Source organism: Nocardioides astragali (assembly GCF_024436375.1).
Lineage (GTDB): Bacteria > Actinomycetota > Actinomycetes > Propionibacteriales > Nocardioidaceae > Nocardioides > Nocardioides astragali.
This window is the reverse complement of the sequence record NZ_JAFMZM010000005.1, coordinates 358,481-383,296: the sequence shown is the minus strand read 5'-3', so window position 1 is coordinate 383,296 and position 24,816 is coordinate 358,481. Positions and strand designations below refer to the sequence as shown.

Annotated in this window: 13 protein-coding genes; 4 read left to right on the top strand and 9 right to left on the bottom strand. The window is 64.8% G+C overall.

Going from position 1 to position 24,816, the window contains the following annotated elements; translation table 11 throughout:
* Positions 1–272 precede the first annotated feature (272 nt).
* Both J3P44_RS18855 and J3P44_RS18850 read left to right on the top strand, forming a co-directional pair.
* Positions 273–1,847 (top strand): MFS transporter, encoded by a 1,575-nt coding sequence (locus J3P44_RS18855; RefSeq protein ID WP_255892006.1) that lies wholly within the window; start codon positions 273–275, stop codon positions 1,845–1,847.
* Between the two features lie 77 nt (positions 1,848–1,924).
* Entirely contained in the window at positions 1,925–2,845 is a 921-nt protein-coding gene (locus J3P44_RS18850; RefSeq protein ID WP_255892005.1) for a DUF5996 family protein, read from the top strand.
* 136 nt (positions 2,846–2,981) lie between these two features.
* Here J3P44_RS18850 and J3P44_RS18845 read toward each other — a convergent pair whose 3' ends face one another.
* Entirely contained in the window at positions 2,982–4,178 is a 1,197-nt protein-coding gene (locus tag J3P44_RS18845; protein WP_255892004.1) for a TerC family protein, read from the bottom strand.
* A 1,430-nt stretch (positions 4,179–5,608) separates the two neighbouring features.
* Here J3P44_RS18845 and J3P44_RS18840 point away from each other — a divergent pair.
* Complete coding sequence (locus J3P44_RS18840) at positions 5,609–6,961, top strand: TRM11 family methyltransferase (protein ID WP_255892003.1); 1,353 nt, start codon at positions 5,609–5,611, stop codon at positions 6,959–6,961.
* On the opposite strand, the gene J3P44_RS18835 is transcribed toward J3P44_RS18840, so the two are convergent.
* The 5 genes from J3P44_RS18835 to J3P44_RS18815 all read right to left on the bottom strand — a co-directional run bounded on the left by J3P44_RS18835 (position 6,958) and on the right by J3P44_RS18815 (position 21,039).
* On the bottom strand, positions 6,958–8,811 hold the full coding sequence (locus J3P44_RS18835; protein WP_255892002.1) for a hypothetical protein: 1,854 nt from the start codon (positions 8,809–8,811) through the stop codon (positions 6,958–6,960). The two genes, J3P44_RS18840 and J3P44_RS18835, sit on opposite strands and share 4 nt — an antisense overlap.
* Positions 8,808–11,297, bottom strand: a complete 2,490-nt coding sequence (locus J3P44_RS18830) for an ATP-binding protein (RefSeq protein WP_255892001.1) — start codon at positions 11,295–11,297, stop codon at positions 8,808–8,810. Before J3P44_RS18830 ends, J3P44_RS18835 begins: the two co-directional genes overlap by 4 nt.
* Positions 11,298–11,382: 85 nt before the next feature.
* A complete protein-coding gene (locus J3P44_RS18825) occupies positions 11,383–14,697 on the bottom strand; it encodes a DUF499 family protein (RefSeq protein ID WP_255892000.1) in 3,315 nt (1,104 codons plus the stop codon).
* Between the two features lie 34 nt (positions 14,698–14,731).
* The gene (locus J3P44_RS18820; RefSeq protein WP_255891999.1) at positions 14,732–17,491 is read right to left on the bottom strand and encodes a DUF1156 domain-containing protein; all 2,760 of its coding nucleotides are present in this window, start codon (positions 17,489–17,491) and stop codon (positions 14,732–14,734) included.
* A 137-nt stretch (positions 17,492–17,628) separates the two neighbouring features.
* Complete coding sequence (locus J3P44_RS18815) at positions 17,629–21,039, bottom strand: DUF8742 domain-containing protein (RefSeq protein ID WP_255891998.1); 3,411 nt, start codon at positions 21,037–21,039, stop codon at positions 17,629–17,631.
* A 95-nt stretch (positions 21,040–21,134) separates the two neighbouring features.
* Here J3P44_RS18815 and J3P44_RS18810 point away from each other — a divergent pair, with 95 nt between their 5' ends.
* On the top strand, positions 21,135–23,777 hold the full coding sequence (locus J3P44_RS18810) for a DEAD/DEAH box helicase (RefSeq protein ID WP_255891997.1): 2,643 nt from the start codon (positions 21,135–21,137) through the stop codon (positions 23,775–23,777).
* A 15-nt stretch (positions 23,778–23,792) separates the two neighbouring features.
* Here J3P44_RS18810 and J3P44_RS18805 read toward each other — a convergent pair whose 3' ends face one another.
* The 3 genes from J3P44_RS18805 to J3P44_RS18795 form a co-directional block, all read right to left on the bottom strand.
* The gene (locus tag J3P44_RS18805; protein ID WP_255891996.1) at positions 23,793–24,113 is read right to left on the bottom strand and encodes a hypothetical protein; all 321 of its coding nucleotides are present in this window, start codon (positions 24,111–24,113) and stop codon (positions 23,793–23,795) included.
* Between the two features lie 134 nt (positions 24,114–24,247).
* A complete protein-coding gene (locus J3P44_RS18800; RefSeq protein WP_255891995.1) occupies positions 24,248–24,460 on the bottom strand; it encodes a hypothetical protein in 213 nt (70 codons plus the stop codon).
* Between the two features lie 145 nt (positions 24,461–24,605).
* The gene (locus J3P44_RS18795) at positions 24,606–24,809 is read right to left on the bottom strand and encodes a hypothetical protein (RefSeq protein WP_255891994.1); all 204 of its coding nucleotides are present in this window, start codon (positions 24,807–24,809) and stop codon (positions 24,606–24,608) included.
* Between the last annotated feature and the right edge of the window lie 7 nt (positions 24,810–24,816).

The following is a 24,816-nucleotide window of genomic DNA, read 5'->3' as shown; positions in this document are numbered from 1 at the left end:
AGGGGCGCGTACCGGGCTCTGGCCGAGCGGGTCACTGGGCCCAGTCCACCCCGAGCGGGTCGTCGCTACATCACCTGAACACAGCAGATCCACCGGCAACGGTCAACCAGCACCGAACGAGGTCACGCGCCACAACTGGACGCCGCGCGCTCCGGCACCGCTCCACCCGGCGTGCGTCGGTCTCTCGTTGTGCCCTGCATTCAGGTGATGCGGGTGAGCAAGGCGGTGCGGTGCCCTGTCCCGGGAAGCACTCCTGGGAGAGAGGACGGGCCATGTCCAGCACCGGTGGACTTGACGACAGCGCCGCCCCGCCGAGGGTGCCACAAGCCCGCACTGACGCCGCTGACGCTGCTCGACCTCCCGAGGCGGAGGTGCGTCTGGAGTCGGTGCGAGGCCGCTGGGTGAGGATCGCCGCCGGCACCGCCGGAGCGATGCCGATCCTCGACCTGACGGCCGTGAACGTGGTGCTGCCGGCCATCGGGACCGACACCGGAGCGTCGCTGGCCCAACTGCAGTGGGTGGTGAACGCGTACACGCTGCCGCTCGCTGCGTTGTTGCTGTGCGGGGGCGCTCTCGCCGACCGGTGGGGACGACGGCGAGTGATGGTGTGGGGCGCCGCGCTGTTCGCCGTCGGCACCGCCCTGTGCGCCATGGCCCCCGGATTGGAGCTGCTGATCGCCGCTCGAGTTGTCCAAGGACTCGGGGCAGCCCTCCTGGTCCCAGCGACGTTGGCAGTAGTCCAGGTCAGCTTCCCTCCCGACCAAAGGTCCCGCGCAATCGGCTTGTGGGCCGGACTGACCGGGATCGCCGGAGCGGTAGGGCCGCTGCTCGCGGGGATCCTCGTGGACGCCGCGAGCTGGCGGTGGGTGTTCTGCGTGAACGTGCCGCTCGCCGTGGTCGCCATCGTCGCAGCGCTGCGAGCGGTCCCCGAGACGCGCGCGGACACTCCCAAGGCCCGCTTCGACTCCGGAGGCACGGTGCTCGCCGCCGCTGCGCTGCTAGGGCTGAGCTATGCCCTGGTCGCTGCCCCCTCCGGTGTCGACACGACCGTGGTCGCCGCGCTGGTGGTCGCGGTCGCCGCAGCCGTCGGGTTCGTCGTCAACGAACGCTCGATCGCTCACCCGATGGTGCCGCCCGAGCTGGCAGGCACCCGCGTCTTCGCCGCCGTGACGACCGTGACGTTCGCGGTCTACGCCGGAGTCGGTGGCTGCTTGTTCCTCGTCGTCATCGGGTTGCAGTTGGTCGCCGGCTACGCGCCGTGGGAAGCCGGTCTTGCGACAGCGCCACTGAGCCTGGTCTTGCTGTCCTTCTCCGCGCGGTCCACCCGATGGGCTCAACGCGTCGGACCACGCCGCACGGTGGCCATCGGCAGCGTGACCGCTGCCGCCGGCATGGCTGGCCTGACCACCATCTCCGCGGACAGCTCCTACATGTACGCGGTACTGCCCGGGATCAGTGCGGTCGGCGCTGGCATGGCCATGACGCTCGCACCGATTGCCGTCGCGGTGTTCGCGGCCGCACCCGACGCTCATGTCGGCATCGCCAGCGGCATCAACAACGCCGTAGCGCGTGTCGGGAACCTGGCCATCGTGGCGGCGTTGCCGCTGCTCGCAGGGTTCGGGAGCCGGGGCCTGACAGACGCCGAGGCATTCGGTGCCGGTCTCGCGCAAGGGTTGTGGTGGTGCGCAGGCCTGCTGGTGTGCGCTGGCGTCGCGGCGCTCTGGCTGCCCGGTCGCCGCCACGTGGAGCAGATGCACCGCACCGGAATGCTCGCGGCGCACCGCAGCTGTCCCCTCGACTGTCCCCCCGCGATGGCCCTCGAGGGCAAGGACGCCGCCCTCGTCTAGGAAGGGGACAGCGGTGTCCCCGGGTGCAGTCATGTGGCCGATGCCGGGTCGCGTGCGCGTTGATGAGACTGGACGACGTGTCCCTCGTTGAACAGCGCACCGTTGCCTGGCCCGACCTAGCGAACGCCGACGGGCGCGGCACCATGCGCAGCCTTCACATGTGGACGCAGATCGTCGGCAAGATCCGGATGTCCACCGGCTCAGCGCTCAACCACTGGTGGCACGTCCCGCTGTACGTGTCGGCGCGGGGGCTGACCACCTCGTTGATACAGCACCCCGTGCTGCCGTTCGAGCTCACCTTCGACTTCCGTGCCCAGCAGCTTCTCGTCGAGACCGTGACCGGCGAACAAGCCGACGTCGACTTGTATCCGCGATCGGTGGCCGACTTCTACGCCGAGCTCATGCACACCCTGACACGCCTCGGGATTGAGGTGCGGATCATCCCCAGGCCCGTGGAGGTGCAGGTGGCGATCCCGTTCCCGGACGACACCGCGCCCGGCGAGTACGACGCGGCGTACGCGGTCGACCTGTGGACCGCTTTCGTTCACACCCACCGGGCCTTGCATGACGTCTCAGCTGGGTTCAAGGGGAAGAACAGCCCGGTTCACTTCTTCTGGGGCTCGTTCGACCTCGCGCAAACCAGGTTCTCTGGGCGCCCGGCGCCCGCCCATCCCGGAGGCGTCCCGAACTGCCCGGACTGGGTGATGCGGGAGGCGTACAGCCACCAGCTCAGCAGCTGCGGCTACTGGCCCGGCGGCGACGATGGCGGCGTGTTCTACGCCTACGCCTACCCCGAGCCTCCCGGCTTCGACCGGGCGACCGTCGCCGGTGGGCACTACGACCCTCGCCTCTCTGAGTTCGTGCTGCCCTACGAGTCCGTGCGCAGCGCACCAGACCCGCACCGGATGCTGGTGGAATTCTTCACCGACGCCGCTTCCGCGGCGGCCACGCTCGGTGAGTGGGATCGCGTCATGCAGCCCTCCCCCGCCACGACCTGACCGTCACCGCGGCGCGATGTCCGGACGGCCGGCACATGCGTCCGTGTGCCATACCGCAAGCGCGACGGGGCACGTGGTGCGCGTGCTCGCAGTGCTTCGAGGGGCGTGCGCTGCGCGGTGGGTGCGCTGCGACGCGCTATGGCCGCGACACCGTGTCCGAGAGGACGGCATGCAACTCGTCACTGGCTCGGTCCAGGGCACGAGCACCGCTCGGCGTGCTCCGCACGATGCCCGCTTGAGCGCGGATCTGTTCGAGGAGTCGTTCTCGTTCGGCCGGGTCCTTGGTGTACGCGGGGTCCAGGTAGGCGCGGACTTGGCGTTCGGCTGTGGCGAGCGCTCCCAACGAGCGCGCCCGCCGGCTGGTCAGCGACGCGACCACCGTCACGGTCAGGATGCCGAGGATGACCAGCAGTGACGTCCCGGTACCGACCTCGTGGACCGGCACGGGTTGACCGTCGTTGATGAAGGGCACGGTGTTCTCGTGCAGGGCGTGCAGCATCAGCTTGATGCCGATGAACCCGAGGATGGCCGCCAACCCGTACGCGAGGTACGCCAGACGCTCCAGCAGGCCGTCGAGGAGGAAGTAGAGCTGTCGCAGTCCGAGCAGGGAGAAGGCGGTGGCGGTGAAGACGATGTAGACGTTCTGGGTCAGCCCGAAGATCGCCGGGATGGAGTCGAGCGCGAACAGCAGGTCGGTGGCGCCGATGGCCACCAGCACCGCGAGCAGCGGGGTGACCTGCCACCTGCCCAAGCGCCGGGTGACGAGTCGCTCTCCGTCGTACTCGGCCATGTCGGGCAGCAGACGACGCGCCCAGCGCGCGGTCCGGGGTGTGTGCGTCGCCGCGTCTGGCCTGCTACTGCTTGTCTTGGCCGGAGGGCGCAGTGACTTGCCTGCGGTCAACAACAGAGCGAGCCCGAAGACGTAGAACGTCCATGAGAACCTCTCGATGAGCGCGACGCCGAGGAAGATGAAGCCCGTCCGAACGACGAGCGCCAGGACCACGCCGTAGAGCAGCACCTTCTGCTGGTGCTCGCGAGGTACACGGAACGCGGCGACGATGACGAGGAAGACGAACAGGTTGTCCACCGACAGCGCCTTCTCGGTCACGTACCCGGCGTAGAACGCAGCGGCGGACGCGGGGCCGGCGTAGGCCAGGACCGCCAGCCCAAACACCAAGGCGATCCCCACGTAGCCCGCCGACCAGATCGCTGACTCGCGCAGCGTCGGGCAATGCGGCCGGCGCACGTGCAGACCGAGGTCGACTGCCACCATGACGGTCAGCAAGAGCACGGTCAGCAGCCACACGCTCGCCGGTACACCCGTCGAATCCATTCTGCCTCCTTGCCGCCGCCGCGCGGGTGGACTGATCCATAGCACTCCTGCGTCACCCACCGCACTGGCGTTCAGACAATTTGGCCGCCACGATGCGACTTGAACGCTGCAAGAGCCGCGCATGCTCACCCTCGTCACCAAAGACTGGGCTCAGTCAGCGCATGGCCAGTTCACTGCGAAAGGGAGGGTGATGTCCTGACGTGAATATGTGAGATCCACGACCGACGACACTGTCAGGCGCCAGGTGGTCGACCCCTCCAGCCGGGCCGAGCCGCCGTAATTCCTTAACGACGGCAGCGAGGTCGAGCCTCGGCACGACGTAGCCAATCATGGTCGACACAATTTCGGCGAGAGACTCGCCTCCACGATCAACGATGACCTGTCGGTCAAGCCCAAGCCGCATTCCTGGAAGGATCTGCGTCACCGTTGCCCGATACCCGGATCGCGAAACGCTATCGATCGCCGACAGATGGTCTCCAACACGCCGGGCGGTACGGGGTCCGAGCAGCATCACAAAAGCTGGCCTTGCGCCAATGGCGAGCCCAAGGTGCGCCAAAAGGCGGGTTCGCAGAGGTCAGCGACTTCGCACCGAATCACGTTCCCGCAGGTCAAGGCCGGTTCTCTCCAGCAGGGCCACGCAACGCAGATGGCTGGTCATCGGGAACGGGTGTCGGACGCTGAGCACGAACGCAATCCTTTGCGGTCGACTGAGTTCTTGAGGCGCAACCGGTCTTTGACCTGCGCCGATGCCGGTCTCGTGGATAGCTGGCCTAGGACCCGTGTTGCGCGCGTTTGCGAATCAAAGCAAGCCCTTATCGAGGTCTGGCGCAGAGGTGTAGGAGCAGCTTGGACAGCCATCCAGCTGGGGCATTCCGCCGCGACTGCACTCCCCCAGGAGGCTGGATAGCGGCCCCTGGGTAGAGCGCCCGCTCCGCGGCCTCAAAGCGAGCCATAAGGGCCTCAAAGTGAGCCTTAAGGCCAGACTTCGGCTCTCGACCTGCTCCGCGGGAATCGCATTACCGCAGGTCAGGACCGGTTCCGGTGAGCAAAGCGACGCATTCGACGTGATGCGTCATCGGAAACAAGTTCATGGCCTGTGCGTAAGTGCGATCCGTTGCGATCGACTGCGCTCAGCAGACGAAATGCGCCCTGGCCTGCGCCGATACTGCTTGTTGAGCCTGAGCGCTTCGGTGCACGGTTGCGGGCCTCTGCGAATCAAAGAGAGCCCAATCCGAGCCCTCGTGTCGTCGGGCACCGACATCCGCGGACGCTTCAGGCTCGACCTGCTCCGAGTGGAGGTCGAGGCGCTGGTTCGGGTAACACGCCAAGGCCGGAGCGTAGGGACCACGCCCGGCGCGCCTGCGGCTGATGGCGCACATCGGAGGTAGTCGAGTAGATAGACTCCGACCGATCTAGTCGAGAGGGACCGTATGTCGTCTGTCGCCCGGGCAGCGACCCCCACCGCCGCCGAAACTCTCGAACGACTCATTCGCGAGCGCGAAACTGGGTGCCCGGGTTACTGGGACTTCGCCGACTCGCCGCGCCGCGGCGGGGGCCATGCCTTCTTCCAGTACCCGGCCATGATGGTTCCTGAGCTCCAGGGCGCCCTCCTCGATGACCTTCTCACCGCCGATCCATCGGTGAGGAGGGTCTACGACCCGTTCATGGGATCAGGAACCGTGCTGCTCGAGTCGATCTACCGAGGCCTGGACTTTCACGGTGTCGACATCAATCCGATGGCGGTGCTCCTCAGCCACGTCAAGGCGGCTCCCCCAAGTGCTGCGGACGCATTGGCCGCCGTTACCAGGGTCGTGGCGGCTGCCCGCCAGAGCTCGATCGTTGAAGAGCATGCCTTCATCGGCGTGGAGAAGTGGTTTCAACCGATCGTTCGCGGAGAGCTGTCCAAGTTGCGCGCCGCCATCCAGGCGGATGGCGACCTAGAGATGCGGCGGTTCCTCTGGGTATGCATGGCCGAAACGGTTCGCTTGGTGTCGAACTCCCGCACCTCGACCGTCAAACTCCACAGCTACTCTGCAACCGATCTCTCGAATCGCCGTCCCCAAGCCATTAACATGTTCGAGTCGATCGGGAAGACCAACTCGACCCGGGCCGGCGAGCATTGGACAAGGATTGCGCGAGCGCAGCCAGATTCGACGCGATCTTCTGCGCCTGTCGTGAACATTCAGCGCGCATCGATCCTGAGCGAGATTATCGGCCCAGGTAGCGCGGACGCGATCATGTCGTCTCCCCCATATGGCGACAACGGGACGACTGTTACGTACGGTCAGCACAGTTATCTCCCGCTTCAGTGGATCCCCCGCAACGACCTTGTTGGTTCATTTGACGAGACACTGCTTGAGTCAACGGCGCGCATCGACTCGTTGAGTTTGGGAGGCTCGAAGATTGGTGCGCTCAAGGACCGGGCTGAGATCGAAGAGAAGTCCTCGGCTCTGGCTGACTTCTTGCCGTTGATCGACAATCGGCCCGACCTCCTGAAGAAGGTAGTTGCGTTTTCGCGGGACTACGAGGCTGCTCTTGGCCGCGCGACGTCTCCGCTCAGGGTCAGTGGCTTCAGTTTCTGGACTCTCGGCGAGCGCCGAGTAGGCAAGCAGGCTGTCCCGCTGGTCCGAATCACTAAGGACTTTCTTGCACTACACGGCCATGACTCGATCCTGGTGATCGACCGGATCCTGCCCCAGAAGCGCAAGCGCATGGCTGCGACCAATCACAGCGGTGCCACGATGAGCAAGGAGCACATCCTTGTGACCGTCAAGGCTCGCTAGGTAACCGTCTCCCGTACCAACCCAAGTTCAAACGCCGGCCTACTTCGATACTGAGCCGCCATGTCGGCCGTCCGCATCGCGATTTCGGACCGGAGCCGGCCGACCCTGGCTAGGCCATAAGTGACGGTTTTCGCCTGTGAGTCGATCTGAACTGAGACGCCAGACTTGGGGTCCGTCGAGCCCGCAGTGAGGTCGGCGGCAACCGAGGCCAGGATCTTGTCTCGGCTCGACACCTTCTTCAACTGTCCTTCATAGCTGGCGTAGGTGTCGATCGCCTTCTTAGCCTGCTTCTGGAGCGCCACCAGCCGTGCAAGCCAGGACGCCGCCATCGGACGCGACTCGACGTAGTCCAGTGCGATCACACTGCGCCCGTCCTCATTAAAGACTGTGGCATCGAGAACGCACACTGGGACCATCAGGTCATAGCCCGCACGCAGGTCGATAGCCCATCGCTGGTCGCTTCCGGCCTCAAGGTAGCCGATTTCGTGACGGCTCCCGCCCGTTCCGCCATCCGCGGCGTGCAAGATCCTGGACAAAGTCACGGTTCTGATCTCCGGCGTCCGAAGTCCCTTCGATCGCACCGACAGGTCGCATGCCTGACCGAGAAGGATGAAGGTCTTGGCCTCGCCGCCTGGAGGCGGCTGCATCCGGAATATGTCGCCGATCTCCACAGGCAGGCCGAGCCGATTCACATGCTCGTCTGCCTCGAACGTGTCTGCCCGCAAGAGAGCACGGATCTGAGCAGCATCGCTTTCGGCATTGCGGAACGCGCCGACCGAGGCGCCCCGGAGTGCTGGCAAGCTCTCAGAAGCGAACGAGTCATCTCGGAGCGATACAGCAAGCGTGCCGGAGTGGGCGTGGTGAGCGAGCCGCAACGGATGGTCGAGTTCAAAACTTCCCTCCTCCTGCGCTACCGCGATCGCTTCGACGACCGCGTAGTCGCTCAGTTCAGAGAACGCCGAAGCAGCCGCCTGTGCCGCGGCATCGAGAGCTTCCCCAACCAGCTTCCGATAGGCACCCAACTCGCGCACGAGCAACAATGCACGGAGACCGGCTGGGAGGAGCTGCAACGAGCTGGTACGAAACTTGCCGATGGCGATGAGCCGATCAGCGTGCGCAGGAAATCTCTGTCTCAACGAATGCGTCAGGTCACGTTCGGATGCTTCGTCGTTCGCGTGGCGGGTCAGGAGCCCAGCCCACACATTGACCGACACCTCCCCGACAAGCTCGCCGAGCAACTCCTCGCCCTTGTCATCAGCGCCCGGCTGCTCTCGAGTAAACGTGCGGTCGAACAACACCAGGTACTTGCGGCCGTCATGGAGCAGGTCGCGCCACCCCGCCGTCCAATCCGTCATGGACATGGGAACGAACTCGGCGATGCCGTCGAACACCGTCGCGAGAGCCGTCTGCGCCCTCAGGTCATCGGCGATCTGCTCGCTAGCAACGTGCTCTGCAAGGTCCTGCTGCATCGTTCGTGCCGTCTCCAACAGTCGCGATTGGAGTCCAGCGCTAAACCCTGACCAGGACTCCCTCACGAAATCAGCGATGGCTGCTGGGTCATCCTCATCGACCTCGGCAGCACCTGCCCCGCTGTCGTCCGACCGGAGCAGCTCAACGACAGATGCCTGCAAAGGCATCGAGGCAGCCAACGGCTCAGTTACATCCTCCGCATTGCCCTCGCCTGCCGAAAAGTGGATGTCATCGACCCAGATGACGGCCTCCACTCCCAGTGCCGAAATGAGCTTCTCGATGCGGTTGCGAGCCTCGTCGGTCGAAGGATCGAGACCGTCAATCGGAGTCTGGGCCTCGGCGTCTTCGAGCGGCCGCGCAGCCGAGGGAACGTCAGTCATCGGCCGGCCGTCCGGGGCTCGGGATCAACAAGAAGTGTCCGGAGATCGACATCGAAACGGTCACGCAGACCCGCATGGTTCCGGTGGTCGGCCAGCTCAACCGTCCCTCCCTCGGAATCGAGCAACTGCGAGACGACGAACAGGCCGAGCCCCCGCCCGACCGCGGCCGGCTTGGTCGTCACGAACGGATCGAATAGGGAGTCCTCGACACTCATCGGAACGCCCGGACCATTGTCCTGCACCTGAACAAATGGGGAGTCGACCGTGATCGTGATTTCGCCCCGATCACTTCGCTTGCTGTCGACCTCCCGGCTGACCCAGTACTCGCTATTCCGGACGAGATTGTCGATGATTTGCATGAACTTGCCCTCGTTGATGCGGATCATGAAGTCCTGGCGAATGTCTGCAACGAGAGTGATCTTGCGTGATTCGAGTCGAGGATGATGAAACTCAACGGCGCTCGCGACAAGGTCGGAGACTTTGTGCAAACCACGGGTTTCGCGACGAAATCGCAGCGAGGGGTTGAGGCGCGACACTTGCCGGGCGAGTTCAGCAGAGGAGGCGCGGACGTGCTCGGCGTATCCGATCGAGCGCACGTCCACCGGTTCCTGGCCGCGGAGATAGTCCAGGATCTGGTGACTTCGACCGCGGAGCCGATCCGCGATGTGATCGACCTCGTGAGCGAGAATCTCGGCGCTCAAACCGAGTGCAACGGACTCCCAGGCGTCGGATACACGCTCGTCCGCGAGCGAGATCTTCTCGTGGAGCAGTTCGGCCGCCCCTTGAAGGTCGCGAATCATGTCCAGAACACCATCGACCTCGACGAGTGCGCTGCTCAACTTTGTCTGGGCTGCCCTGATCTCGCTACTGGCGCGGGTGACCGCCGCCTGAAGTTCAGGGTCGACCCACAACGCCTCACCTGCGCCTGCCGCGGACGTGTCCAGTCCGTCCACGATCGCATCGAGTTCCTTGAGCGTCGCTTTGGCCTCCTCAGCGCGGCCCTTAGCGCCGGCTGCCTGCGCTGCGCGGTCCGATATGTGGTCGCTGATCTCGAGCGGCGTCGCCGTAGACGGAAGCGCTGTTGGGGTGAGCTGCTCCCTGGCGTAGGTCACCCAGTTGCGGCGGACCAACTCTTGGGTTTCCCGAGCGAACTTCACCACTTGCTGCATGAGGTCGTAGAAGCCCCGCCAAGCAGGTGTGTCCCTGAACGCCTCTCGGCTGGATGTCTCCTCCAACGCGACGTTGTCACGTGCCGATAGGTTCACGTATCCGGCGGAGTTGAGCGGGCGGAGCCCGTAGTAGGAGGCCGCCGTCGTCTGCTGCCGAGACAGGCCGAGCCAATCGTCGTCGAGTCGGATTCCGAAGCCGTCCCTAAAGACCCGGATTCCAGACATTCCCTTTGCGAAGCTCCTCAGCTCGCTCATCGTATCGAGAGCGGAGTCTTCGGACCGATCGAAGGTGAACGAGCTGATCTCCCCCGAGAACGGCCCAGGATCGCCGACCTCGTGGCGGGAGTCCGCTGCGTCCGCAAGGTCGATGGTGCGGCTGAACCGAAGGAAGTACTTGTCGTCGCCGAGCTCAGCACCCAGGGACTTAGCCTTCGCGGCCTTCTCCCGGAGCAGCCACGTGGCGAACGCAAAGCCGTTATCGGGAACGACCAAGCGACGGTAGGTCGCAGCTTGGTCCGCCGATTGGCCACGAAGCGACACAATCTGGGTTGCGGATTCGATCTCCAACTGGCCGTTTGCATATGCAAACCGCAGGATGGTCGGCGCAGCATCAAGCAAGCGCCGCGCCTCACGCCTGGTGTCGACGTCCACGCCGTTGATCTTGATGAAAACACGGAGGCCGGCCGCGTTGTCGTACGGCGAGAGGATGCTCGCAAGTTGCTTCTGGAGATCGAGCTCGCCCTTGCCCTCCCAGTAGTCAAGGCTGTTCAGTCCCAGCACCCGGATTTCGGTGCCGGGCTTGACGTCACCATCGGCGTAGGGCTGGGTCTCAACAGGGATGGCGACCGTGCTCAGACTGTCGGCATCAAGGAACTTCGACCAGTCGATGGAGACTTTGTACGTCGTCGGAGCCACGTCGGACACGGGCACTGTCTCGAGCTGAACGATCGAGCCAAGGCGTTGAACGCCAAGACGACCGAGCCCCTTGTCCCCAAGTGGCGTGCGGCCCAGACGAGTCGTACGACCTTCGGCCTTGAACTTTCGTTTGCCGCTGTTCGAGACAGTGAGCCAGCCGCGTCTAATCACATCGAGATCCATGCCGTGGCCGTCATCGCGAACACTGAGTCGTCCCCTTACGGCTCCCGCGGCGCCGGCCTCCCCGTCCTCGAGTTCTTGGCCGGTCTCGCGATCAAACCAATGCTCGGTGTCGATCTCGACACGGACCGTCTGCGCGTCTGCGTCATAGGAGTTCTTCACGAGCTCGACGAGAGCCTGGGCGTCGTCTGTGATGAGGTCCTCGCCCAGCTTGAAAAGCACGGAGGGGTGGACCTCAAAGAACTCGTCGCTCGAACTCACTGCACGGCCGATCTCGACATGGGCCGCGAGCCCACCGCGTGTGACATCAGCTCTCCTCGAAACCCGACTGGTCGAACTTGAGCGTGCGGGCGTTCTCGGAGACGGTCCGAACGCGACTCTCGTTGAAGCCCTCAGAGTCCGTCGCTTCGATCTCAATCCGCACCGTCACGTTGGTTTTCTCGCCAGACCGCAGATGCGCGAGAACCTCGTCTGCGACGTTCTTGAACTCTAGAGCGATCTTGTCGGAGTTGAGTGTCTTGACCCCGTAGAAACGAGTCGGCCAAACGATGTCGACCTTCGGTCCCGGCTGCGGGGTGGGCGACGGTCCCGGAACGGGCTCCGGGTCAGGTCCAGGAGCCGGGGCCGGGCCGGGCTCATCCGAACGCTGCTTCTGCGCGACGTCGGGACGGACGAGAAGGAGCGAGTCGGCCGGGACCGGGGCGCTCTCCTTGTCCTCCGGAGTCCAGAGGCCGATGTAGCGCCCGGCCGCCTCGTCGTAGCCAGCCGCGAGCGCGAAGGCGTCCGTCTGCCAGATCATCGGCAGATCGAGGATGCCCGTGTTGAGAACGGAGCGGTCGCGCAGGCGCGGCATGTACGGGTATTGCGAGTACAGGCCCCACAGCGACCCGAGTGAGACGTGGCCGTCCTTCCAGATCTGCGGGACCTTGCCGATCGCAAGACGAATCGTCGCCGCGGCCTGCCGCGTCGAAAGGTCCCCGTCGTTGCCGAGACGCCGCGAGACGCGGTCGGCCAAGGCGTCGGACTGCCCCTCGACCTTGGTCTCGTTGATGAGGAATGGAGCGCCCGGGTCAGGCTGTGCAGGAACCAAGGCCCACGTGAAGCTCTGGAGCAGACGCGCAGTGACCGTCTGGTCAGCCTGAGCCTTCCGCTGGGACGCCTGGTTCCTCTGGTTCTGAGTCAGGTCGAGGTCGGCCTCATTGGCGAGCACGTGCGTCCAACCGAGGTAGTCCCGGGTCGCGCTATTGAGCTCCTCGAGGCGCGCCTCGTCCGCTGCGAGGTAGACAAGCGCGTTGCGGTGAGTTCGGTTCGAGCTGCCGCGATGCTCAGTCGCCTTCTGTGCAAACTCCTTGGCCGCCGAATCCGCTCCACGCTTGTGCGCAACCTTCGGGTGGAGGATAACGAGGCGGGCCTCGTCGGTGTCTGGGATGTCCGCGTTCGACTCTGGGCAGACGTGGACACCGGCGAAGTCGCCCCGTTTGCGGCCCTGATCCTGCAGCCGTCGGACGATCTCGGCCCAGACGTCTTCCTTGTGGAGGCGCTCGGCCTGGTCCTTGGCGGTGCGAGTGATGTTGGGCTGGACGTCATACCAGTACTTGCCCGAGCCCGAGTAGAAGTACGTCGCACGGTCGCCGAGCTGCATCAGCGCGGAATGGAAGTTGCCCGGGACGTCACCGGGGATGGCGGTTCCGAGGAACACCCGCTGGGTGCCGATGCCCTTGTGCACCGATCCCGGCGCGATCGTTGGCGCAGCACCGAAGAACACAGTGCGTGCGAGGCGTTTGGTCAGTGCCCGCTGGCCGAAGAGCGGCTTCTCCTTGTCGATGCGCGCCGGCTCGGAGTTCGAGCCGTCGACATCGGCGTCGATGATCGCCTTCCACGAGTCCTGGAGGTACTGCGTGAGCTCGGAGTTGACGTTCGATGTCGCGAGCGGGATTGACCCGGGCATGATCATCGGCGACTGGTCCTCGCCGGTCCAGAGCGCGTGGATGACGGTGCTCATCAGGCGTAGGACGCCGCGGGTCCGTTGGAAGCGCTCGAGCGACGACCACTCCTCGTAGAGGGTGTCGAAGAGCTCCGGGTGGATCGGGTACGTCCTCTTGATCCGATCCTCGTACGCGCCGTCTCGGGCTTCGCGAGGGAAGTCGTCAGAGAACTTCCGATACATCTCGACGTACGCCCGGGCGGTCGCGCCGATGGCGGCGAGAGCGGCCGCGTCGGGCTGCTTGAAGAGCCGCTGCTTGACGATGTGATACGCCTCGTCAGACGACGCGGGACGCCACTGGTCAGCGACGCGGCGGACGACGTTCTGAAGGCGCTTGAGCGCTTCGAGACCATTCTGGCCGCCGACCTCCTCAGCGTTGCCGACGGCGATCTTGTCGTTCGCGTCTCCAGTCTCCGATGCCGGGATCGAGATCGCGAGCAGGACACCTTTGGTGCCCTTGGCAGCCTCGGTGAGCGACTGGGCGAAGGTGAACTGGTCGTCGAACGTGCCTCCCGCCAGATCGTCACGACCAACGAGCGAACGGGCGTAGGCGACCCACTCGTCGATGAGGATGACGGCGGGCGCGTACTTCGCGAGCAGCTCGTGGAGAGCGTCGCCCGGGTGCGTCCGGTCTCGATCGGACTTCGCCACGACCGCGTAGGCCTCGGGACCACCGAGCTGCCATGCGAGCTCGCCCCAGATGGTGTTGACCTGGGTGCCGTCGTCCTTGGTCACGCCGGACGGACTGAAGTGGTTGCCGACGATGGCCACCCGGTTGACCTTGCTGGCCGAGTAGCCGTTGGCCGTCAGGAGTTCCTGGGTCTCCTGGGGGAAGTTGCCGACAGGAAGGCCCGCGGCGACATGCCACAGCGACAGCATCGAGTGGGTCTTTCCGCCACCGAAGTTGGTCTGCAGGTTGATGACCGGCGAGGCGTTGTCGTCACCCGCGAGGCGGCGGACAGCTCGGCCGATGAGGTCGCGCAGACCCTCGGTCAGGTAGGTACGGCGGAAGAACTCGACCGGGTCGGCGTAATCAGCGTCGACCTCGCCGCCCGTCGCCACCTTGTATAGGTCTGCCGCGAACTCTGAGGCGTGGAAGTTGCCGGTGGCGACGTCGTCATGGGGCTGGAGAACCTCGCGCCACGGGCGCAGGCCAGCTGCCTCGGGGTTGTCTACGGCTGCCTTGAGAACCTTTTTGTCGTCCTTGTCGGCTGTCACCCGGCGGAGGTTTAGCCGAATGCCACGAACCTCATCCGCTTCCTTGGCGGCACCAATCAGCTTGAGAAGCCGTTCACCGGTGTCGAGGGCGCGGTAGGCGTCGTCGTCAGTGAAGGTCTTGTTGTGCGCCCACTCATTACGCACCTCGCGAAGCTCGCTGGCAAACGTCTCCCCCGCGCGCCCGATTGCCTGGTTGAAGGGGTACCAGCCCGGCTTGAACCCGGCGGTGATGTTGCCTTCGGTCAGAATCCTGAACTGCACCTGCGGGTCGAGTGCATCGTACGACTTCGTCGACGGGGCTCCGTTCTTGCTGTCCTTGGCCTGAACAAGCTTCGTCCAGACGGCTCCGAGTGAGGGGTCTCCCTGGCCAACGACGGTCGCGATGAAGTCATCGAGCGCCGGGGCCAGGACCTGGAACATGCGGTCGATGCGGTCGCGGTTGCTCAGTGCCATGTCAGTTGTCTTCCTCATCGAAGGAGAACGCCACTTGCTCGGCGGTGGTTGGCCTCTTCCTGGTGCGTGCGACTTCCAGAATCTCCGGCCAGCTCGTGACCATGTTGTTGAAGCTGAGCGCGTCCCTGGTCCAGCCGTTGCCTTCGGCAATGCGGAACAGTAGGTGCGCCAACTCCTTGACCAGGTCGGCGTCGACAGCGCCATCCGGTCGGGTCAAGGCAGCTTGAAGGAAGTCGCCGGCAGGCCCAATGCCATCCCGCTCCAGCACCTTGACCAGGTGGTGGAGGGCTTCCCAGTTGCTCGTATGCGTGTCCTTCAAGATGTCGTAGCTCCACGACAGGTCAGACGGCTTGATCAGCTGGACGTTTCCTGCGCGGCTGGTAAGGATCTCATCGCGGTCCATGTTGTCCACGCTCGTGTTACGGGCGCGAGCCAAGCTGTCCGCGTCTCCGAACTTTCCGATTCCATACCCATGCTGTCGGTACCACGCGATAGCGAACCGCGACGTCGCATCGAAGTCCCCTTCCTGCTCGTTCAACACCTGGTCGAGGATCTCGTTGATTCGAAACAGCGCGGCACGGACACCCATGGGTCGCCCATCGGCTTCCAGGACGGACCCGTACCTGCTGAAAACAGCCATGCCGGGGCCAATGGCTGCTTGTGGCAGGTCGACCGGGGCGATCTGGCCTTGCTGAAGCCTCCGGAGTGCCTCAGGTAGCTCGGCCTTAAGTTTCTCGATGAAGCCGCGCCGATCTGTGGTCGGGGCGTCGGATGGACGTGGGCGAAGGGACAGAACGATTGATGAGGCGAGTGCGTTCTTCTTATTGCCGATCAGCCGAACGCTCGATTCGGTGCGCATGGGCCACGTCGAGGTGATCTCCCACCCGGATCCGATCATGCCCTCAAGTAGCGTCTCCCATCCGGTGGACGCCTGGCCTGTCTCGTCAGCGTCACTCTGCTTGAACGCGTAGTACACGGTGATCGGCCAGTCGCTGGAAGCCGACAGACGAGCATTCGCAAACACCTGCTGGAAGCCGGACTCGAAAAATTCCTGCGCGCCTACCTTGCTGCCGTGACGGTAGGGGTTTGCAACCAATTCCTCGGCCTTTGGAACTAGAACGGTTCCGAACAACTCGGGATAGATGGAACGCAACATCTTTCGCTGCCATACGTAGAAGAAATCTGACAGATCGGAGTAGCCAATATTGTCGTAATAGGGCGGGTCCGTAGACATCGCGCCTACGACAGCATCGGTGGCCGCGTCAGCCTGCCGAACCACGCCCGGTCTGGTCGCCGGGAGCCAGTCAACGACCTTTGCAACCCAGTTAAGCTGCCCTGAATAGCCGCCTGACGACTCCGAGAAGGGCATCACCTCGGCATAATCCCAAGACATTGGAATTGCCTGGCGACCAAAGACGTTTCGAAGCTTTTCGCCAGTGTTGTGCCAACTGCAGATGGAGGACCAGTAGTCGGCGCACCGCGAAACCGAGAGTGCGAGATACGTGGCAATGGCAGCGGCATAGGCCGGGGAGCCACCATCAGCCTCAACCCGCAGCTTGGCCGCCTCGACCAACTCACTGAAGGTGCATAGCGCGGTCAGCTGCCGCGGCGTAAAGAGGTCGGAAAACTCGGTGAACCCGTAGGTGGGCGCCTTGAGATCCCTCGGGTAGTAGCCCAGGGTTCCGGCGACCGAGTCGACCGGCGCGGTGACCTCAGCCGCCTGTTCGTGGGCCGAGGTGGGTGAAACGTAGTGCCGACGCCGATTGCCCTCTGCAACGGTCGCCATCAGCTGGCTCCTCAGCCGTTTTGCCCGGCCCTCCTCACGAATATAGGCGAGCGACGCCCCTGTCCCACATGAGATGCAGGTTGCCCCCGTTCTTCCTACCGTGCCTTCATCTGCCTCCGCTGGGCCGCCGGCACGGCCCTGAACGACCTCGAACGCGACACGCAACCCGGACGGATTATCAGCAGATCCCATGATTCGGGGCACAACGTAGGCTTCCTTGCCCCGTTTCTTGCTCAGCCACCACGATTTCACCAGCGGCAAGTCGATCGCGCAGGCGGGGTTCGGGCATCGGACGGTGCGTGCCCAGATCCACGCGATAACCGTCGCCTCCGAGCCATCGGCCAGCACGGCCTTCGGGTAATGCTTTCCGATTTGCTCCTCGGCCCGAGCGCGCACCCAGGTGCCATACGCACGCACGTCCGCCGCGAGGCCCTCGGCGCCCTTCCAGCTACGAATCTGCGAGTCCGCAAGCCCTGGGAACACTGGAGCCTGGTCTCGGAACTTCGGTGGGATTTCGATCATTGCCTTGTTGATCAGCACGGCAACTGGGTTGAGGTCGGACGCCTGGGCCTCAAGTCCAAGCCGCTGGGCCTCCAGGGGGATCGTGCCCCCTCCAGCGAACGGGTCGACGATCGGCGGCGGACTACCACCAGTCGACTTTAGAATCTCCTGGCGCGCTTCACCCAGCAGCTTCTCGTCGCGGGCGTTCTCCCAGATCACGAGCCGCTCGATGAGCTCGTGGAGCCGCTCCCGCTCCTTCCGCTGGAGCTCCTCCGTGGGAAATTCCTCCGGCCGGGCGCTCGGGTCATCGACCAGTTGGGCAAAGATGACAGCGCGCGCGGCGGCCTGCGGGCGGCGCGCCCACCAAAGGTGCAGGGTCGATGGGTGGCCATGTCGGATGGCCTTCTCCCGCGCGGACTCGCGGTTGATCGCCTCTAGCGGCAGAGCTACCTCGATCAGCTTGCGCTTGTGCACTAGTTCCTCGACCCTCCGTGCCCGAGATGACGGGCGAACCTCGCCGCTGGTGCGGCGCGTGATGATGCGTTCAGCAACTTACCGTCGAGGCCCGACAGACTTGCACGGAACGCAAGTGAACGGTGGGACTCGCAGCCTCAGAAGGGCTGCGAGCCCTTCGTCCAGGTCTTTGCCCAGTCGCCGCGGATCCCCGTGGCCTCGAAGTCGCCTAGGTCAGTGGTCGCGAAGGGGTCGGCGAGGTAGCGCACCTCGTCGTACTGGGCCCCCCGCGGATCGACCCTCACCAAGGCGAGGCGGTAGCGCGGAACCGCGTTCTTGCCGGTCATGACCTCGTTGTGGGTGACGAAGAAGTCCTTGGCGCCCTCGATGCGTGCCTTGACCTCGATCCGGTAGGTGTCGCCGTTGGCGTCGGTCGAAAGGATGTCGAAGCCGGGATTGTTGAACGCCTGCTCGACAGGCTTCCGACCGAGCTCGCGCTCGCGGGCCATCACCAGGTCGACGCCGCGGCGTTCGACCTCCTTGGTCTCCTTGGCGTGGATGGGTGCTGCAGGCGGGATCTCGCCCTCGAGCATGCCAATCGGCAGCACCAAGGCTGCGGTCACGATGTGCGGCGGCTTGGTCGACATGAGTTGCTGCTGGTCGAGCAGAGTGAGGCGCTTGCGGAGGCGTACGTCGAGCTCGACGGCCTTGCGGTTGAGGCTGTCGGAGGACTCCTTGGGCTTCTCGCCCTTCTGCTCCTTCTCCGACGCGATCGCGGCGTCCAGCAGGAGACGCTCGCTCTCTGAGCTGAGGCGCTTCGTCACAAGGTCGCGTGCCTTCTCGAGCTCCGCGAGCCGTCGTGGCTGGACCTCCACGAGGTACTCAGGGAGTTGATTGGCGATGATCCAGCTCATCGCCTTGTCCTCGGCGTCGCCGAGCCAGGCCAAGCCGCGGGCGGCGTCGACGGCCGGACCGGCGGGTGCTGCTACGCAGTCGAGGTACGGCGCCGGGCCAGCCGGGCTGACGGTGCCGAAGTGGTCGACGTACGCGTAGCCAAATCGTCGCGCGACCGAATCTCCGGTGGCGTCGGCGACCTCCTCGACGACTCCGACCAGCAACTGGGGCTCCTCAAGGGTCGACGAGACGAGGACCGTGCCTTGGTTGAGTGCACCGCCGAAGTTGCGGATCGCCTCTCCCATGACCGCGTCGTGGAGCGGGTGACCGGGTGCGAGGAGGTCCGCGCGACTCAGATCGCCTGGCTGGACGTGGGCCAGATCAAAGGTGACCCGGTCGTACTTGGTAGCAATCGGTCCCTTGCCGGCGGAGCGGATGTGCTGCGGAACATTAGGGATCTCGTAACGTCCCTGCTCTCGCTTCACGATGCGACCGCCCAGCTTGGTGAACGCGGCCTTGAACGCGAGCTCGATGTAGTGCGGCTGGAGCCGGCGGGCCCTCGCCTCATCCATGGCGGCACGCAGTGCGTGAAGGTCCGCATCTGCGAGGTGCTCCGAGGCGAGGGCACGCTCATCGAGCAGGTCCTTGAGTCCGTCCCCAACGGAGGCGTCGATGACCTCATGCATCTTCGCCTTCACGTCCTCGCGCTCGCCGTACTGGATCGCCTCCAACAACAGGTTGCGCAGCGGAACGTCGGTAAAGGCCTCGCCGAGGACATCGAAGACCTTGCCGCCGAAGGTCTCGCGCATCTGGTCGAGCTTCTCCAGCAGCCGAGTGAAGACCTCGCCCTCGCGGGTGTTGGAAGCGACAAGGTTCCAGAGACGGCAGACCTCCTCCTGCCCAATGCGGTGGACGCGGCCGAAGCGCTGCTCGATGCGGTTGGGATTCCACGGGAGGTCGTAGTTGACCATCAGGTGTGCGGCCTGGAGGTTGAGTCCTTCGCCGGCGGCGTCGGTGGCCAGCAGGATCTGGCAGTCGCGGTTCTTGGTGAACTCCTCGGTGATCTGGCGGCGCTCAGCGCGGCGAACGCCGCCGTGGATCGCACGGACGGCGTCAGGTTTGCCGATGAGGGAGCCGATCTTGCCCTGGAGGTAGTCGAGCGTGTCGCGGTGCTCGGTGAAGATGATGAACTTCCTCGGCCACCCGTTCTTGTCGGTGACGAGCGCGTTGTCTTGAAGGATGTTCGAAAGCTCAGTCCACTTGCGGTCGGTGCCGGCTTCACGGACGAGTCGCGCGGTCTTGATCAGGTCTGCGAGCTCGAGAAGTTCAGCGTTGAGTTCCTCGACCGTCTGCGCCGCGGTCGCGGCGTCGAGGAGCTCTTCCTCGACGGCCTCGATCTCTTCGGCGTTGAACTCGTCGTCGTCGATCTCGCTCAGATCGAGGTCCGGCTCGGTGTCGCGGTAGGTGCCATTCTGGATCTCAAGTTTTTTGCGCTCCAACCGTTCGGAGCGTCGTACGAGGCTCTTGTAGATCGCCTCGGGGCTGGACGCGAGCCGCCGCTGGAGGACGGTGAGTGCGAAGCCGACGGTGTTCTTGCGCTTGCCGCCGATCCGTTCGGCGCGGTTCATACCCTCGCGGACGTAGTGGGTCACGTCCTCGTAGAGGTTGTATTCAAGCGCCGTCAGCTCGTACGGGACGGTCTCTGCAATCCGCTCGGGGAACAGCTTCTTGCCCTCAAAGGTCAGGAGGTCTTCCTTGACCATGCGGCGCATGATGCCGCTGACGTCGGCGCTCTTTTTCTGCTTACCCTCGAATCGGTCCCGATCGAGGAGGGTCAGGAAGAGCTGGAAGTCCGCCTCCTTGCCCGAGTGAGGAGTTGCGGTCATCAGGAGCAAGTGGCGCGTGATCTGGCCGAGCATCTCTCCGAGCAGGAATCGCTTGGTCTTGCGCAGCTCGCCGCCGAAGTAATGCGCGCCCATCCGGTGGGCCTCATCGACGATGATCAGATCCCACTCGGTCTCCCTGAGCTGCGCCTGAAGTTGCTCGTTGCGCGAGAGCTGGTCCATCCGGGCGATCAGCAGCGGGTTGGTCTCGAAGACGTTGAAGTTCGCCTGGGCGTCGATGAGCTGATTGGTCAGCAGGTCGAACCGGAGCCCGAACTTGAAGAAGAGCTCGTCCTGCCACTGGTCGACCAGGCCGCCCGGGGCGATGATCAGGCACTGCTTGACGTCGTCGCGGAGCAGCAGCTCCTTGATGTAGAGGCCAGCCATGATGGTCTTGCCAGCACCGGGATCGTCGGCAAGCAGGAACCGGAGCGGAGTGCGCGGCAGCAGTTCGCCGTACACCGCTCGGATCTGGTGCGGGAGCGGCTGAACGTCACTGGTGGCCACTGCCAGCATCGGGTCGAACAGACCGGCGAGCGAGATTCGCTGGGCCTCGGCGACAAGCTTGAAGTCGCTGGCGGTGGCGTTGAAGGTGCGGCTGCCGCTCTGGGCCACCGCGAGTTTGTGCTCATCCTTACGGAAGACGACCTGCTGGCCGAGGCCACCGGAGGGGTTCTTGTAGGTCAGCTCGAGCGCGTCCGTGCCGTGCCACTGCGCAGCGATCACGGTGATGACCTCGGCGGGGATGAGTCCGTCGATCCGCAGACCGGGCTTCAGTTCTTCAAGCTGCACGATGACCTCCTGGTTGACAGCCCACGAACGCTACCCGGACCTACCGACAGTTTCCCGAACTCACCGTATTCGTCGGATCCTGTTACTAACCTTCCATGCGTCGGGTCGAGTCAGCAGGGGTCATGGAGCGAGAAAAGCGTCAGCACCTCAAGGGTGTAGCCAACGAGGTGGCTGGGTGGCGCAAGCGTGCCACGGCCCTCGTCAAGGAGCGGCAGACAGTTCACGCCACGGCGGAGGCCTCCGTCGGCGCGCTACTCGATCGGTCAGTCCCGCTGGTGATGGGTGGGGCGGCGCTCTGGCACGTCCTACAACTGACGCCGTCCGATGGCGAGCATGTCACTGCCCTGGCGCGCGGCACAGCGATGCCCGCGATGCCTCCGCTGGTTCAGCGGGGCATCGACCAGCTGACTGCTGACGCGGAGCGGGCGCTCGCCGACGTGAAACCGCTCTTCGGCGCGCGACGGATGTTCTCCGCCAAGAGTCGCCAGGACACCGCCGCAGAGGCCGCCACGTACCTCGTGAACCTGCGCGACTGGGTCACAACATCCGGCCTGCTCGGAGAGTTCGAACGCATCGAGGCCTGGGACAAGAAGTCGATCGCGAAGCTCGGGGTGTCAGCGATCCTCGACGATTCCGTGGGCTTTCCAGGGCGACAAGCGGGTACAGGGCTCCTTGCGCGACACGACCTTGACTCGGCAGTGGAGGCGGTCACTGCGATTGATCATGCCCTGCAGCGAGAGGGCGAGCTCCGTGCGGCCGTTACCTCCGCGGGCGACGCGGTGCGGAAGACAGAGGCACTTCGGCTCGTGGCAGAGATGCCGGTCGATCGGCTCAAGGACGCGACGAACGGCCAGATCCGGATCAGTGCCCTGACCGGCGCGGGGATCCGCAACATTCAGCAGGTCCTCGACCAGGGGCCTCGGATCCTGTCCCTCCCTGGGGTTGGGCAGACCACGGGAAACCGGATGCTCGGCGCGGCCCGGACAATTTGGCAGACCACCGTCGATGAGATGCCCGTGCGGATCGACATCAAGAACCGGTCCGCGTCCGCGACAGATCTTCTGAAGGCCATGCGGGCGTGGGACGCAGCGCGAACAATCAAGAGCGCGACCGCGGACCTCGCCGCGGCCGACTCGCTGCGACTGCTCCTGAAGTCACTGGAGCGCAAGACATCTCACGTCGTCGTTGCACCCGCGACGAGATCCGTTGCGGACCTGCGTCAGGCGCTTGTTGACGTTGGGCGTCGTGCGGCAATCCTTGGCGGCGGGGGAAGCGCGGCTGGCGATCCGTGGGATGACTTCGTCGCACGCCCGGCCGACTACTACGCGATGCTCTCCGAACTCGGATTCTTGTCCGACGACGAGGAGAAGATCCAGGGTGACCTGCCGGCCGAGATCCTGGAAGCAATCCGCGATCTCAAGCTGGAAACGACCCACCTCAAGGCGTCGCTGCGCGGGTACCAGTCCTTCGGCGCGCGCTTCGCGGTTGTACAGCGCAAGGTGATCATCGGTGACGAGATGGGTCTCGGAAAGACGGTGGAGTCGCTCGCCGTACTCACCCATCTCCGAGCCAAAGGCTCCCATCACTTCCTTGTCGTCTGCCCTGCCGCGGTCGTGACCAACTGGGTGCGCGAGGTCAGTGGAAAGTCCGACCTGCGAGCTCATCGGCTTCATGGCCCTGGCCGCGACGGCTCGCTCACCGCTTGGATCCGCAATGGCGGCGTGGCCGTGACGACGTACGACAGCCTGGGGTGGCTCGAGGGGCAGATCCCCGAACGAGCGTGGCCTGCCTGCGTGGTCTTCGATGAGGCTCACTACATCAAGAATCCAGACGCCCAACGCACGCGCCGTTCGTGGAACCTCATCCGAACGATCGACCGGGTCATCCTGTTGACCGGCACTCCGTTGGAGAACCGGATCGAGGAGTTCCGCAACCTCGTTGGCTACATCCGACCCGACCTCACAATCAGCGCCACGGAGTTCGCGCCGCGGCAGTTCCGCAAACAGGTCGCACCGGCGTACCTCCGGCGAAACCAAGAGGACGTCCTTACCGAGCTTCCGGAACTCGTCGAGGTCGACGAATGGATGCCCTTGTCCCGCGCGGACGAGCAGCACTACCGGGCTGCGGTGATGGAGGCGAACTTCATGGCCATGCGCCAGGCGGCGCTCCGCGCAGGCTCCAACTCCCAGAAGATGCAGCGGCTCCTGGACATCGTCGAGGAGGCTGAGGACAACGAGCGCCGGGTCCTTGTGTTCTCGCATTTCCGGGGCGCGCTGGATGACATCGCGTCAGTCCTGCCCGGCAAGGTCTTCGGCCCGTTGACCGGCTCGGTCCCGGCGGCCAAGCGCCAGCAGATGGTCGATGAGTTTTCGCGGGCAGGGCACGGCGCTGTCCTGGTCGCGCAGATCGTGGCCGGAGGGGTCGGCCTGAACATCCAGGCTGCCTCGGTCGTCGTGATCTGCGAGCCGCAACTCAAGCCGACTACCGAATGGCAGGCGATCGCTCGCTCCCGGCGCATGGGCCAGTTGGAATCGGTGCAGGTCCACCGCCTCCTCTCCGAGGAAGGCGTCGACCGGCGAATCACTGAGATCCTCGCGCGGAAGAGCGAACTCTTCGCGGAGTTCGCACGCGTCTCCGAGACGGCTGACAGCGCCCCAGAAGCCTTCGATATCTCCGACGCGGAGGTCGCGCGGGAGATCGTTGCGTCGGAGCGGGAGCGGCTGCTCAGTCAACCGTGATCCCACGCGTCCTCGTCACAGGCGGTCGATCCAAGTGTCCTCGTCGCGGGACTCCCAATGTGACGTCGAACTATCGGCACCACGTGACGCCTCACCCAGGCGGTTGAGCACACGGATCGCCTCGTCGTGCGTCAGGTCACGGAGGCTCCGCACCGCTCGACCTGCGGCCCCTTCCACCGCATGCTGCCGGTCCTCCATCACGGTCAGCCCACGGGCATCCAGCGCCTTCCGCAGCAGGTCTACCTGCCAATCCGCGATCGGCGCCGGCGCGCTCACCTGAGTCGGCGGAACGGCAGGCTCGTCGTCGTCACCGAACAGCGAGAGATCGTCAGACACGGGGCCGATCCTACGAAGCCGGCTGCGGGACCCGCGACGCGCGACCTACGGATTGGCGCGCAACGCCGACGATGCTGCGGAGAATGACACCTACGGCGAGCCATCCCACCTTGAGCGCGTCCAAGCGAGGACGATCACGACCCCGAGCCGCACGGCAAGAGGAATAGAGCAAGCACCATGAAGATTCGACTCGGGTTGATCTCCTGGGCGACCGGCATACTACGGGGACGCCAGCCCTCCGACCATGCGACCAGGACCTCGGCCAACACCGCGATCACCAGGACGGCGCCACCCAGGTAGGCGATCGCCACGACGATCAGGAGGGCGTAGGCCGCGGGGTCGGGCATGGCTCTAGGCCTCGACGGCCGCTGCGGCCAGATCGCTCGGAATCGCTCAGAATCGCTCTGACACAACCACCAGCGCCACCGGCCGGTTCCTGGTCTCTCGCCGGCGTTCTGAGGCCGATTCGCGCACTGGGCGTAGGCGTCGGCGTCATCTCCACGCGGTGGGAGCGAGTCCCACATCGTGCGCCGGCGTCGTCGACGCGACAGCACGGTCCTCGGCCGCGCGGCCGCGGGAGGCTGTCGCCCGCTCCTCGAGGTCCTCGCGGTCCTCGCTCGGCTCCACTATCTGGCGGTGTTCCTCGGCGCTGGGGACGCCGTAACGGCGCTCGACCATCGCCTCGACCTGCGCCACGGCGTTC

What these genes read in the sequence shown, in the direction of transcription:
- J3P44_RS18855 (WP_255892006.1), top strand. Translation starts at nt 273, where the DNA reads ATGTCCAGCACCGGTGGACTTGACGACAGCGCCGCCCCGCCGAGGGTG.
- J3P44_RS18845 (WP_255892004.1), bottom strand. Translation starts at nt 4,178, where the DNA reads ATGGATTCGACGGGTGTACCGGCGAGCGTGTGGCTGCTGACCGTGCTC.
- J3P44_RS18840 (WP_255892003.1), top strand. Translation starts at nt 5,609, where the DNA reads ATGTCGTCTGTCGCCCGGGCAGCGACCCCCACCGCCGCCGAAACTCTC.
- J3P44_RS18835 (WP_255892002.1), bottom strand. Translation starts at nt 8,811, where the DNA reads ATGACTGACGTTCCCTCGGCTGCGCGGCCGCTCGAAGACGCCGAGGCC.
- J3P44_RS18825 (WP_255892000.1), bottom strand. Translation starts at nt 14,697, where the DNA reads ATGTTCCAGGTCCTGGCCCCGGCGCTCGATGACTTCATCGCGACCGTC.
- J3P44_RS18810 (WP_255891997.1), top strand. Translation starts at nt 21,135, where the DNA reads ATGCGTCGGGTCGAGTCAGCAGGGGTCATGGAGCGAGAAAAGCGTCAG.
- J3P44_RS18800 (WP_255891995.1), bottom strand. Translation starts at nt 24,460, where the DNA reads ATGCCCGACCCCGCGGCCTACGCCCTCCTGATCGTCGTGGCGATCGCC.